This window comes from Archaeoglobus sp. UBA230 (assembly GCA_002507545.1).
Lineage (GTDB): Archaea > Halobacteriota > Archaeoglobi > Archaeoglobales > Archaeoglobaceae > Archaeoglobus.
Genome location: DAVR01000026.1, coordinates 147,865 through 159,046, shown reverse-complemented (window position 1 = coordinate 159,046; position 11,182 = coordinate 147,865). Strand labels below are relative to the sequence as shown.

Here is an 11,182-nt window from a genome sequence, read left to right as displayed (position 1 = left end):
TGCGAGGATGGTTGTTGGTGAGAGGAAAAGGTTTAATTACTCGATTTCCGACCTGTCAGACCTGTTTTATCCCAAGAGCGTTGCGGTAATAGGTGCTTCGAGAACTGTTGGAAAGCCGGGTTTCAACATAGTCTGGAATCTGAAGCAAAACGGATTTGCAGGTAAAATATATCCTGTCAACCCCAATGCGGATAGTATTCTGGACTTTAAATGCTATCCTTCCATCCTTGACGTCCCAGATGAGGTAGATATGGCCATTATAGCGGTGCCGGCAAAAATCGTTCCGAAGGTGATGGAGGAATGCGCCAAAAAGAGCGTAAAGGGAGCAGTTATAGTCAGTTCCGGTTTCAGCGAGGAGGGTGAGGAAGGGGCGAAATACGAAAGAGCAGTTCTTGAAGTGGCCAGAAAGCATGGGATAAGAATTTTTGGCCCCAACACAACGGGAGTTCTGAATACAGAAAATGGCTTTATAACATCCTTTGCGATTCAACCGGTCATAAGGAAGGGAAATATTGGCATCATAGCGCAAACTGGACTGTTTCTCGGAATAATGATGGATACTGTAGCATCCAACCATCCAAGCATTGGTTTTAGCAAGATTGTAGGGATGGGAAACAAGATTGATGTTGAGGATTATGAAGTTCTGAGTTTCCTGCTCAAGGATGAGCATACAAGTGTTGTTGGATTATACATGGAGGGAATAAAGAACGGTAGAGCCTTCTATGATGTTGCGAGTAAGGCTGATAAGCCGGTCGTTGTTTTCAAGAGTGGTAGAACAGAATACGGTCAGATGGCCGCGATGAGCCATACGGCGTCAATATGTGGTGACGATGATGTTTTCGATGCTGTTTGCAGACAGGCGAACATGACAAGAGTTTACAGCTTTGAAGAGCTTTTCAATGTTACAAAGGCCTTCGCCCTTCAACCGCTACCAAAGGGGGATAGGGTAGCTATAATTCACTACACTGGTTCTGGATGTGTTCAGGGGTCTGATGCGACCTATTTCGCAGGTTTAAAACTTGCAGAGTTCTCCGATGAGACGATTGGGAAAATTCTTGAGGTCACTCCAGAGTGGCATAATGTAAACAATCCAGTGGACATATGGCCTATGGTCGAGTACAACGGAGTTTACAGAGCATATGAAACAGCTATTGAAGCCCTTTTGGAAGATGATGGAGTAGATTCGTTAGTTGTTTGTGTCTGGGCGAGCAGAATGTTTAACATGAACTATCAGCCGGACTATAAGAGGATTAAAAAGTATGGGAAACCAGTTTACTTTACAGCAGAAGGTCCGAGAGACGTTGTTTTTGAACTTAAGAACAACTACGAGCTTAATGGATTCCCCGTTTATCCCGATGTCATAACTGCGGTTAGCGTGCTTGGAAAAGTTACCGAATATGCAAGAAAAAGATATTAGTATTCCCACTTCTTTTTATATTCTTCTCAGACCGTACAACAATGCTTTTGATGCCGTTCTGACCATTTACTCTCTCTGCGCTAAGGTTTTCATTGTCTCTCTCGCGTTTTATGTCGTATTCCTGTACGTCGAGAGGTTGTAGTACGATGCGGAAGAATTTGGAATTTAACTATGCCAATTAGAAAGGTTGGAGTGGATTAGGGGATTTCTCGTACTCGCGTACCTGAACCTCCTGTTTTTCATAACAGCCCTTGGTGTAGGCAGCATTCTGCATTCGATTTATGGTTCGGTTGCGGGTTTCAACAAAACGTTGCAGAACAGATCATAATCGAAAGTGATTTGCATGTCCATCAAGTTGAAATACGACAAAATAGTTTTTTGATAGGTAAAATTTGAGTCTGTTACTTAAAAAATGCCTACAAAAGTTAAGCTATTAATTTTAAAACAAAATTAGTTTTAGATTTCTATCTTAAAGAAAAATTTAAATATCTTGTCTGTTAGACTCACAGTGTCTAATAGGTGATGAGATGAATAAGATGGTGGGAGTATTGTTAGCGTTGGTAGTCCTCGGAAGTATGGGTACGGCGATGGCCGCAACGAATGCGACGGTGGCAGCGGAAATGCATTACAAAAGAGTTAAGATTGTGAAATTTGATCCGGTATTGGAGAATGTAACCCCCTACTGGATTATAATAGCTGCGGGGGCATCCGAAGAGGGTAAAAAAGCTGTCTTCGAATACATAGATAGTAGCAAAAATCTAGCAGAAAAAGAGAAATTGAAATTGAAAAAATCTATCATAAGTCTGTGGAAAAAATACGGGGTTGTAAAAGTAAAAAAGGGCGATATAACTTTGATTACTCTCAAGTCAGGAGCAAAACCGATGAAAGAAGGGGAAAACGCAATTCTCGAGAAAATTGCCAAAGCGGCAAATGAGTACTTTAAAGAAAGGTATGTAGAGAATGGGAACGTTGAAGTCAAGTGGTTTACCGATGTACATCAGGACATGATTTACATAGCGTGCCAGAAATGGGACGTTCCAAATAACCTCTGCAACATCGCTCGCGACCATGCAGACGATCCAGATTTCTGGTATCAGGTGCCTCCACCACCCGGCTATCCCGACTGGATGTGGAAGTTCATAATGCAGGTTGTGCATTCGTGGACACATTACTACAATCCGGAAAGAGATTGGGGTTCAGCACCGGATGAATTTGAAAAATATACAAATATAGCTAAGAACTATTACTCCTCTGCAAAGTATAACCTCGCATTCGAAAATCTCGGATATGCCAGTCACTTTTTGGCTGATGTCGGGCAACCTTTACATACTGGAGCTGAAGCTAGGCAGGTAGCTCTCTCACTTCTGTTATTAAGAGCTCCAGAGTACATTCACTATGCATATGAGGGATACGTCTCCTCAAACTGGTATTCGGGGTATAATTTTAGGAGCTACGTTTATGGGGTTCCAGTACATCACTATGTACCAATAACAGACCCTGAACAAGCAGTGAAAAACTTGGCTGGCTATACACATCAGTACGCTGACACCATTGTCTGGGCGATCTTTACAAACCCAGATGGTTGGCAGAATAATCAGAATATTAGAAATTTGACACAGAATTGTATCATGGAAACAACCAGATACCTCTTAGGACTCGTAGATTATGTTGTACAAAAATAATAATTTATTTTTAATTTTATTTTTAATAATGAGGTGACTAAAATGCGTAATACAGATGCGTCGAAAGGTGTGAAGAGCAATAGAGATTACATTAACATCGCTGTTTTTACGACAACCTTGGCAATCATAGCTCTCTCCCTGAAATTCCAGCCAACCCTGTCCTTTGCAGGAATGGTTCTGCAGCTCGCAGTGCTGCCGGCGATGATCGCAAAGTTCCGCATGTTTTTCTCGAAAACCTCGGTGATCGCATCAATGCTTGCCTTCGGGGCAATAATTAACGTCGTCCTTCTTTACTCCGTGCTGCACACGGAAAATCCGGATCTGGGAATAGCCCTGACGTCGCTTATGATCTACACCTTAGTGATTATACCGGACGCTGCTGCAACTTCACTGCTTGCGGACGAGAAGGCGAAGAGCTGGGAAATCTTTGCCTTCTATTTCTGGTTCTTGATCTCTGTGGGGTTGGCAATCCTCTTCCTGATGTCATCGAATTCCGGAATCGTACATTCAGCAAGGTCGAACCCCTCTCCGCCGTTTCAGTTGCTCGCCCTCTTGGTGCTTTACCTCGAACTTGCAGCGATTCCGTCTCTGCTCGTGCTGCTCTACAAGCGATTCAGAGTTTTTCTGGTCTTCATACCGCTACCACTTTTGCTCGGTTACGCTCTGCTTTTCACGGGTTGGGTAGGTGAGAGGTTTGTTTAGCGCCGCATTGTCAAAAGGGCAAACTCAAAGTTACAGCAATACTTTCAGCAGCTCTTGCAATGTACTCGGCCCTGATAATCTATCACATCTACCACGGGCAGACGAATATCGTCGAGTATGTGGCTGTGATAGATCCCGAATCTGAGGCAATCGCGTGCCAGTTGAACATAATTGAATGTGCTGACAACGAGGCTGAGTATCATTCTGGTGTTTCTTCCTCTTTATTCTCCTGACTTAAATCCAATAGAGTTCATATGGAAGAGTATAAAGCGAGAGCTTTCTCCTCTGCTGATAAAAACTCTGGATGAGCTGAAAAACGTGATTAGGGAGTGTTTTAACAGGTTTAGCAAGAAGCTGAGTTATGCGAGGAGGTGGATTAAGTAAATTCCTGATTGGTTAAATTTATTATGTCTGACACTATAATTCCAATCCATACCATTATGTCCTTTTTACTCAGGTTCTCAGAACCTTTTTTTACTGTTTTCTCTACTACTGCAAACTTTTTTCGTTGAGGCTTGGTATCTTCCTTTTCGATTTCATACTCAATTTTCAACATAATGTTTATATGAACAAGTAACTATTGTTACTGTTACTATTGTTATAATCAGATCGGTGAAGAGCGATAAGATTTCACACCAAAAACAAAAGCGGACCCGGCGGGATTCGAACCCGCGACCTTGGGCTTAGGAGGCCCACGCCCTGTCCTGCTAGGCTACGGGTCCTTGGCTAAAATCGGCTGCTGGTATTATAAATCTTGCTCTAAAAGGCTCCGGCGAGAAAACCAATGAGTCCGAAACTCATTGCAATCAAGGTCAGCTTTCTGTATTTGGGTATTAGCTCTTTCTCATACTTTCTGACAACCATCACCGCAACGTATAGCAGCATTACATCTGTAATCACAACCGGAATCGCATATTTTATATCCGTCATATATTCTTCCAGCACCAGAAGGGGGAGAGGACTTATCAACACAGCCGCAGCATAAAGCAAGGCGGAAATTAGTGCTGCCACTCTCAGACCCATTACCCTCGCAATACTCCTCACATTCCTCAGTGCGTCACCCTCAACATCCTCAATCCCCTTCATTACCTCTCTACCCAACCCTGATAGGAATGCCATTGATGAAAGCAGGACAGCACTCTCGGTTATCCTATCACTAACAACTATACTTCCGAAAAGAAAAGGGGCAGCCATGGTGAAGGCTATGTAAACATTACCCGCAAATCCATACTCCTTGAGCTTTATGTTGTAGGAGTATCCGATAATGGTCACGACAACCGCAAAAAGAAGGGCGAGAGGAGAAATCAGTCCTGCAGCAGTAAAACCGAGAGGCATCATCAGCAGACCTGACTTTAAAGCGGCATCTCTGCTCAAATCTCCTCTGACAAGCGGTCTGTCAAGCCTGTTGTTGGCAACATCTACTTCATAATCGGAGTAGTCGTTGAGGGCAAAGGCTGAAGCCTGAAGAAAGACGGCCGTCAGATAACCAAACAGCACCTTTGAAAAATCAGTGAAGTGGGGATTGGAAACATACACGCCTATAACCACACCAAAACCATACATCAAACCGTGTTCAAGTCTGAAAAGCTCCCATAAAGCTTTAAGGAATTGTTTCGAGGTAGGCATCTACACCCTTCTCGTAGATTACATTTCCAACAACAATCGTGTCGGCATATCTCAGCATTTCGTTGGCTCTCTTTCTGCTATCTATCCCACCTCCATAGAACAGTCTTGCTTTCGAAAGAACCTTTTTCACCTCTGCCAAAACCTCCGGATCGCCATAAGTTCCGCTGTATTCGATGTAAATTATTGGCAGTTTCATCATCCTCTCTCCAACAACCGCGTAGCTCGCTGCAAGCTCCTTACTTATTTCACATCTTGCATTTGTGACTCTTCCAACCGCTGATTGGGCATTGAGGACGATATATCCCTCGAAAACAATGTATTCTGACTCTATCATCTCAAAAAACCGCTCGATGTTCTTGTAGTGCATATTAACCCATTCAGCATGCTTTCCCGTAATCCATTCTCCTTCTGATGAATTCAGAACGGTTGGAATGAAAAGGTGGTCTACCCCATAAACGACATTGGACGGGTCTGAAGGTTCGACTACCACTGGCAAACCATACTCTGCTATTTTCTCAATCAGCTCCTTTGATTTCTCGTATGTAACATTTTGCGTCCCTGAAACCATGACCGCGTCAGTTCCACTCTCAACTACTGCCTTTATTATCTCCTCGCTGTTTTCTCTGTCAGGGTCAAGCTTTGTGATGTGTCTCCATCTTTTCCAGCCCATTGCTGATTCACTCCCTGTTTAAATAATAAATTTTTGGGTTTTTAGAATTTGAGTCTTGGGTCTTTCTTCGCAGCTTCTCTGACACAAAAAAACTCTTTCCCTATCTTACGTAAATAAGGACACTTCTTACCGGTATATCCAACAATGCACAGTTCACAATCCTCTTTATATACCCTTTTGAATCCGAGCTTCTCAGCCATAATTCTTATGTCCATTAGTTAATTATCATGCCCTCTCCTTAAAACTCTTGCGAGAAAGTCTTCAATCTTCTCCCTTGAAGGAAAATTTCTCGCACCTATCCTCTCGACATTGTAAGCTCCACAGAGGTTTCCGAGTTTGAGACATATTTCAATGGGTAGATCCATCATAAATCCGTAAATAAAACCCGCTGCAAAAGCATCTCCAGCACCGGTTGTATCAACGACATTCGCTCTGAATGCCTCAGCCTGAAAACTCCTGTCTCTGGTGTAACATACACTACCGAGCTTCCCCTGCGTCACGATGAGATAGTCAACATGCCTCAGCATTTCCGAAACATCAACTTTGAGAGCTGAGAACTCATCAGATGAAAGGATCAGCATGTCGGTATGCTCAAGAATTGAAATTAGCTTTTTGAACCCCAAATTTACGTATGGGTGGCCGGGATTTAGAATAACAAAGCCATCAAAATTTCTTGCAGCTTCAATCTGCAATTCGAGGCTGTTTTCCGACGGAAATGGATCAAGATACAGATAATCTCCCTTCTCGACCTTAACATAAGGCTTTCCTGCTGCGTTTGGTTCGACAAAGAACGTCCTCTCTCCCTCAGAATCAACAAAAACGTGCACTTTACCTGTCTTTTCGTCAGTAATTTCTGCCACAACCTCTGCTTTGGTGTTTTCAACGAAATAAACAGAGTCCTCGTCCTTGCCGAGTGTTGTGTAAAGTGTGGCATCAACTCCGAGTGAAGCGATGTTGTGGGCAACGTTCGCCCCTGCCCCTCCCGGAGACTTACCTGACGCTCTGATTACAGAATGTCCTCCCTTGGGTGGATAAAAGTCAATAAGGTATATGTAATCAACAAGTGCCGGTGCGTAGGCGGAGAACATGATCTAATTTTATTACTGCTTAATTAAGCCTTCTTGTTCATTTTTTAAACCTTTTATCATAATAGAAACCGAAACTCTTAAATATTATAATGTCGGACAATTGATACCTAATTGAGGTACATTGGCGGACAGGTGGAGGCTCATGTGACCCACCATGTCCGCCGATAGAGGGCACAATTTCCGGTGGAAAAATGCCTCCGACCAGAAAGATAAGCATAAGACTGACGGAGAAGTACTATAATAAGCTCGAACTCCTCGTTGAATCTGGGGAGTTCACGTCAGTTAGCGAGGCAATTAGACATGCGGTAAAGCTTCTGCTGGATGAATATAAGGAGCAGCTTGAGAAAATTGCCGAACTGGATAGTTTCAGATAGGAGGTTGTTTGAAATGAAGAGTATTGTTAGTAAAGCCCAGATGTTTTTGGAGCAGGAAAGGATGAGCAGAGGGAGCGATGACATAAAGGACTTTGAAACTCCGAAGATAGTGGTTGTGGGATGTGGTGGCAGTGGAAACAATACAGTGAACAGGCTGTCAAAAATGGAAGTCGAAAGTGCGATGACGATTGCGATAAACACCGACAAGCAGCAGTTATTGAGAACAAAGGCTGACAAGAGAGTGCTCATAGGGAGGAGCATAACACGTGGTCTTGGTGCTGGCGGATATCCTGAGATTGGAAGGAAAGCTGCTGAACTTGCGAGAAACGTGCTTGAAGAGTTACTATGTGATTCTGACATGGTTTTCATCTGTGCTGGTATGGGTGGAGGAACAGGAACGGGCTCAGCACCTGTTGTTGCTGATGTGGCAAAAAAACAGGGCGCAATTGTTATCGGATTTGCACAGATGCCCTTTAAGGTTGAAAGGGCGAGAATTCAGAAGGCACTTGAGGGGCTTGATGAACTGAAGGAGATTTGCGACACGGTTGTGGTGCTGGATAACAACAAGCTTCTTGAATACTATCCCAATCTGCCCATTGATGCTGCATTCAGTGTGATGGATCAGCTCATCGCCGAGACAATTAAGGGTATTTCAGACACAATAACCACTCCATCCCTTGTGAATATTGATTTTGCAGATGTTAAGGCGATAATGGGTCAGGGTGGAGTTGCGGTAATGCTTGTTGGGGAGGCTAAGGCACAGGACAAGGCAAATGCTGTGGTCAGGGATTGCCTGTCTCACCCACTCCTCGATGTTGACTACAGAGGTGCAACTGGCTCTCTTGTGCATATATCCGGCGGGCATGACCTAACGCTCAAGGAGGCTGAGGAAATCATAAGGAATCTAACCTTCGAGATTGACGACAACGCCAACGTGATATGGGGTGCAAGAATTGATAAGGAGTTTGAGGGGTTCGTCAGAGTCGTCTCGATTATGACCGGAATAAAGGACAAAGAGTTTGTTGGCTCACTGAACTACGAGCACATACCGCAACAGAGGAAAATAAAGGATTTGAGAAATATTGAGGAGAGGGCGTTTTCGAAACCCAAATCCAGGGTCAGAGAGAGTACTAAGTCAAATAAGCTCCCCATTCCCGTGATAGACCGGCTTTAAAACTTTAAATATCTCCACCTCCCTTATTTTTTATATGATTGTAGAACTTTCTGTAGTTCCGATAGGCGTTGGCGAGTCGCTCAGCAGTTATGTGGCAAAAGCCATAGAAATTTTGAAAAAGGCCGGATTGAAGTATGAAGTGAACCCGATGGGAACCTCGTTTGAAGTTGAAAGCTTCGAGAAGCTTGCCGAAATTCTCGAGCAAATTGATGCTGTTTTACTTCAAAGCGGATCACCAAGAAACTACTATGTGATAAAGATTGACCAAAGGGTAAAAGGAGGCAAGATGGAGGATAAGGTGAAGTCTGTTCTGGAGAAAACGAAGTGATTTCTGTGATCGTTAAGGTTGGAGGAAGTGTAGCGGATAGATTGGAGGTTATTTTTCGAGCGCTCAGCAAGGCTGAAAGAGCTTATGTTATCCCTGGTGGATGGGTTTTTGCAGATGCTGTGAGAAAAGTTGATGCGGGCTTGTCACCCACAACATCCCACTGGATGGCGATTGCTGCAATGAATATTTATGGACTTTTTATTGCTGAAGTGGCGGAAAATTACGGTTTCTCTGTCTTAGAGCCGAACGAATTTAAGGAGTTTGAAAAATGCAAGAGGGCTGTGGTGCTGCCCTATATGTTGCTCAGGAAATATGACGAGTTACCTCACTCATGGGACGTTACATCGGACAGCATATCAGTATGGTTTGCCCATATGCTCGGCTTCAAAGAGGTCGTTAAGGTAACTGCTGCGGGTGGGATAAGTGGAGAAAAGGACATTCTGCCGGCAGTAAAGGCTTCGGATGTGAAGAGCAACGTTGTTGATCCATATACTCCTGAACTGCTCTTAAAGTATGGAATAAACATGTTCGTATGCTCCCCTGAAGAGCTAAAAGATTATATATTGAGAGGAAGAGCGAAAGGCACGCTGATAGAAGGGAGGTGATTTCAGTGGACATAACGAGATGTGTTAGCTGCGGAGCAGTCCTCGTGGGTGCTAACTATGTCGCCTTTCCATGTCCTGAATGTGGTGAGATGATTCACCGCTGTAAAAAATGTAGAAAACTCGCAAACCCCTACGTTTGCGAGAGCTGTGGATTTGAGGGGCCGTGAGGTGATGAGATGGGTAGTGTTGTGATGAAGATTCGGGTGATGCCGAGCGATGTTGACGTTAACCTCGATGAAGTTCTGGAGAAAATCAAGGGTATTCAAATGGAGGAGGTAGAGGTGAGGGACACAGCCATACAGCCCATAGCTTTCGGATTAAAGGCGATTGTGCTAATGGCAGTAATGCCTGATGCAGAAGGGATTGGAGACAGGTATATCGAAGAAATAGGCAAGATAGACGGAGTGGAGAGCGTCGAAATAGAGGACATGGAGTTGCTATGAAGCCGATAAGGATTGTGGCACCACCACTGGCTGCAAACTGCTATCTGTTACTGGACGAGAAGAAAGCCTTAATAGATGTTGGAGGAGACATTCAGTTTATTATCAACGCAGTTTCGAGATATATCAGCCCAAAAGAGCTTGATTATGTAATCCTTACCCATTCCCACTACGACCATGCTGCAGCTGCAGGCCACTTTAAGAGCATCGCCAAGATTGCAATACACAGGGATGAGTATTCGCTGATAAAGGCTCAGGGGTTTACATCGTTCATGTTTGGTGTCAGCTTCAAACCCTTCGAGCCCGATATTATGCTTGAAGGCGGAGAAAGAATAGAGCTTGGAGAGACAAATTTGGAGGTAATTCACACTCCCGGCCACTCTCCTGGAAGTATTTGCCTTTACGAGCCAGAAAAGAAGTGGCTTTTTAGTGGAGACACTGTCTTCGCCCATGGAAGCTTTGGCAGGGTTGATTTGCCTGGCGGAAGTGCAAGAGAGCTGATTAAATCCTTAGAAATGCTTTCGAAGCTTGACGTTGAGAACATGTATCCAGGGCATGAGGACGTTGTGGAGGGCAATGCCAGCAGGCACATAGCCAACTCTCTCAGAATAGCAAAGATGTTTCTGTGAAGTTCATACATCTCTTTGGAATGAGTACTGAGGAGATAAAGGCCGAGATTAGGAGAGTGCTGGAGAGACTTGGATTCGAGATTTTTGAAAAAGATTTTGAAATCGTTGCATCAAGGGATAAGGAAAAGGTAAGGATAGAAATGAGGTTTATGGGAAAAAGCAATCTCAACATACCCCAAACTGAAGTGATTTTTGAGTGTGCTGAAAATGTTCACGCTGAAATTATCGAAGAGCTCAGATTTTCGAGGATGGGAGGATGATAGTAGAGACTATATGCATTAGCTTTAAACTTCTGACTTATCTTTTCTCCTAATTCCTGAACGTATCCCCATATGATTTGATGGGATGGGGGAGAGGTAAAGCGGTTTATTTCATCACTTGCGTCTCTGTAAGTCATCTTTAAAGCTGAATCAAATCAATGGAGTTGTTAAGAAAGTTTCAAAGAAT

The 11,182-nt window shown here is 43.7% G+C and carries 18 protein-coding genes, 1 tRNA gene and 1 pseudogene; 14 read left to right on the top strand and 6 right to left on the bottom strand.

The window, feature by feature from the left end; all coding sequences use genetic code 11:
• From BP688_RS07925 to BP688_RS13560, 6 genes and pseudogenes are all read left to right on the top strand, one after another.
• Positions 1-1,417, top strand: a 1,417-nt coding sequence (locus BP688_RS07925; RefSeq protein ID WP_290624582.1) for an acetate--CoA ligase family protein, incomplete at its 5' end; no start/stop codon positions are given.
• Between the two features lie 187 nt (positions 1,418-1,604).
• Positions 1,605-1,745, top strand: coding sequence for a hypothetical protein (locus BP688_RS07920; RefSeq protein ID WP_290596165.1), 141 nt, complete (start codon positions 1,605-1,607; stop codon positions 1,743-1,745).
• 199 nt (positions 1,746-1,944) lie between these two features.
• Positions 1,945-3,099 (top strand): phospholipase C/P1 nuclease family protein, encoded by a 1,155-nt coding sequence (locus tag BP688_RS07915; RefSeq protein ID WP_290596166.1) that lies wholly within the window; start codon positions 1,945-1,947, stop codon positions 3,097-3,099.
• Between the two features lie 42 nt (positions 3,100-3,141).
• A complete protein-coding gene (locus tag BP688_RS07910) occupies positions 3,142-3,801 on the top strand; it encodes a hypothetical protein (RefSeq protein ID WP_290596167.1) in 660 nt (219 codons plus the stop codon).
• A 59-nt stretch (positions 3,802-3,860) separates the two neighbouring features.
• A complete protein-coding gene (locus BP688_RS07905; protein WP_290596168.1) occupies positions 3,861-4,034 on the top strand; it encodes a hypothetical protein in 174 nt (57 codons plus the stop codon).
• Positions 3,994-4,084 (top strand): annotated as a pseudogene (locus BP688_RS13560) (transposase); the annotation flags it as partial. The gene BP688_RS07905 and the pseudogene BP688_RS13560, both read left to right, overlap by 41 nt.
• Positions 4,085-4,177: 93 nt before the next feature.
• Here the strand turns inward: BP688_RS13560 and BP688_RS07895 are convergent.
• From BP688_RS07895 to BP688_RS07870, 6 genes are all read right to left on the bottom strand, one after another.
• The gene (locus BP688_RS07895) at positions 4,178-4,357 is read right to left on the bottom strand and encodes a hypothetical protein (protein ID WP_290596169.1); all 180 of its coding nucleotides are present in this window, start codon (positions 4,355-4,357) and stop codon (positions 4,178-4,180) included.
• A gap of 92 nt (positions 4,358-4,449) precedes the next feature.
• A tRNA-Arg gene (locus BP688_RS07890) sits at positions 4,450-4,523 on the bottom strand.
• 37 nt (positions 4,524-4,560) lie between these two features.
• Entirely contained in the window at positions 4,561-5,427 is an 867-nt protein-coding gene (locus BP688_RS07885) for a UbiA family prenyltransferase (protein WP_290596170.1), read from the bottom strand.
• A complete protein-coding gene (locus BP688_RS07880) occupies positions 5,402-6,097 on the bottom strand; it encodes a phosphoglycerol geranylgeranyltransferase (RefSeq protein WP_290596171.1) in 696 nt (231 codons plus the stop codon). The genes BP688_RS07885 and BP688_RS07880 overlap by 26 nt, the downstream gene beginning before the upstream one ends.
• A 41-nt stretch (positions 6,098-6,138) precedes the next feature.
• Positions 6,139-6,312 carry a hypothetical protein gene (locus BP688_RS07875; protein WP_290623677.1) on the bottom strand — a complete coding sequence of 58 codons (174 nt, stop codon included), beginning with the start codon at positions 6,310-6,312 and terminating at the stop codon, positions 6,139-6,141.
• A 3-nt stretch (positions 6,313-6,315) separates the two neighbouring features.
• Entirely contained in the window at positions 6,316-7,185 is an 870-nt protein-coding gene (locus BP688_RS07870) for a PfkB family carbohydrate kinase (protein WP_290596173.1), read from the bottom strand.
• A gap of 191 nt (positions 7,186-7,376) precedes the next feature.
• On the opposite strand from BP688_RS07870, the gene BP688_RS07865 reads away from it, so the two are divergent.
• Genes BP688_RS07865 through BP688_RS07830 form a run of 8 tightly spaced genes read left to right on the top strand, consistent with a single transcriptional unit; the run spans position 7,377 to position 10,995 of the window.
• A complete protein-coding gene (locus tag BP688_RS07865) occupies positions 7,377-7,559 on the top strand; it encodes a ribbon-helix-helix domain-containing protein (RefSeq protein ID WP_290596174.1) in 183 nt (60 codons plus the stop codon).
• Between the two features lie 13 nt (positions 7,560-7,572).
• A complete protein-coding gene (gene ftsZ / locus BP688_RS07860; RefSeq protein WP_290596175.1) occupies positions 7,573-8,733 on the top strand; it encodes a cell division protein FtsZ in 1,161 nt (386 codons plus the stop codon).
• A 34-nt stretch (positions 8,734-8,767) separates the two neighbouring features.
• Positions 8,768-9,061: an MTH1187 family thiamine-binding protein gene (locus BP688_RS07855; RefSeq protein WP_290623675.1), complete on the top strand. Its 294-nt coding sequence runs from the start codon at positions 8,768-8,770 to the stop codon at positions 9,059-9,061.
• Between the two features lie 5 nt (positions 9,062-9,066).
• On the top strand, positions 9,067-9,666 hold the full coding sequence (locus BP688_RS07850; protein WP_290596177.1) for an amino acid kinase family protein: 600 nt from the start codon (positions 9,067-9,069) through the stop codon (positions 9,664-9,666).
• Positions 9,667-9,671: 5 nt separating this feature from the next.
• Positions 9,672-9,833 carry a zinc finger domain-containing protein gene (locus BP688_RS07845; protein ID WP_290596178.1) on the top strand — a complete coding sequence of 54 codons (162 nt, stop codon included), beginning with the start codon at positions 9,672-9,674 and terminating at the stop codon, positions 9,831-9,833.
• Between the two features lie 9 nt (positions 9,834-9,842).
• Positions 9,843-10,109, top strand: a complete 267-nt coding sequence (locus BP688_RS07840) for an elongation factor 1-beta (protein WP_290596179.1) — start codon at positions 9,843-9,845, stop codon at positions 10,107-10,109.
• On the top strand, positions 10,106-10,735 hold the full coding sequence (locus BP688_RS07835; protein ID WP_290596180.1) for an MBL fold metallo-hydrolase: 630 nt from the start codon (positions 10,106-10,108) through the stop codon (positions 10,733-10,735). The genes BP688_RS07840 and BP688_RS07835 overlap by 4 nt, the downstream gene beginning before the upstream one ends.
• A complete protein-coding gene (locus BP688_RS07830; protein ID WP_290596181.1) occupies positions 10,732-10,995 on the top strand; it encodes a TIGR04140 family protein in 264 nt (87 codons plus the stop codon). The genes BP688_RS07835 and BP688_RS07830 overlap by 4 nt, the downstream gene beginning before the upstream one ends.
• Positions 10,996-11,182 lie beyond the last annotated feature (187 nt).

What these genes read in the sequence shown, in the direction of transcription:
- BP688_RS07835 (WP_290596180.1), top strand. Translation starts at nt 10,106, where the DNA reads ATGAAGCCGATAAGGATTGTGGCACCACCACTGGCTGCAAACTGCTAT.
- BP688_RS07865 (WP_290596174.1), top strand. Translation starts at nt 7,377, where the DNA reads ATGCCTCCGACCAGAAAGATAAGCATAAGACTGACGGAGAAGTACTAT.
- BP688_RS07910 (WP_290596167.1), top strand. Translation starts at nt 3,142, where the DNA reads ATGCGTAATACAGATGCGTCGAAAGGTGTGAAGAGCAATAGAGATTAC.
- BP688_RS07880 (WP_290596171.1), bottom strand. Translation starts at nt 6,097, where the DNA reads ATGGGCTGGAAAAGATGGAGACACATCACAAAGCTTGACCCTGACAGA.
- BP688_RS07915 (WP_290596166.1), top strand. Translation starts at nt 1,945, where the DNA reads ATGAATAAGATGGTGGGAGTATTGTTAGCGTTGGTAGTCCTCGGAAGT.
- BP688_RS07840 (WP_290596179.1), top strand. Translation starts at nt 9,843, where the DNA reads ATGGGTAGTGTTGTGATGAAGATTCGGGTGATGCCGAGCGATGTTGAC.
- BP688_RS07895 (WP_290596169.1), bottom strand. Translation starts at nt 4,357, where the DNA reads ATGTTGAAAATTGAGTATGAAATCGAAAAGGAAGATACCAAGCCTCAA.
- ftsZ (WP_290596175.1), top strand. Translation starts at nt 7,573, where the DNA reads ATGAAGAGTATTGTTAGTAAAGCCCAGATGTTTTTGGAGCAGGAAAGG.
- BP688_RS07870 (WP_290596173.1), bottom strand. Translation starts at nt 7,185, where the DNA reads ATGTTCTCCGCCTACGCACCGGCACTTGTTGATTACATATACCTTATT.
- BP688_RS07875 (WP_290623677.1), bottom strand. Translation starts at nt 6,312, where the DNA reads ATGGACATAAGAATTATGGCTGAGAAGCTCGGATTCAAAAGGGTATAT.
- BP688_RS07855 (WP_290623675.1), top strand. Translation starts at nt 8,768, where the DNA reads ATGATTGTAGAACTTTCTGTAGTTCCGATAGGCGTTGGCGAGTCGCTC.
- BP688_RS07905 (WP_290596168.1), top strand. Translation starts at nt 3,861, where the DNA reads ATGTACTCGGCCCTGATAATCTATCACATCTACCACGGGCAGACGAAT.
- BP688_RS07885 (WP_290596170.1), bottom strand. Translation starts at nt 5,427, where the DNA reads ATGCCTACCTCGAAACAATTCCTTAAAGCTTTATGGGAGCTTTTCAGA.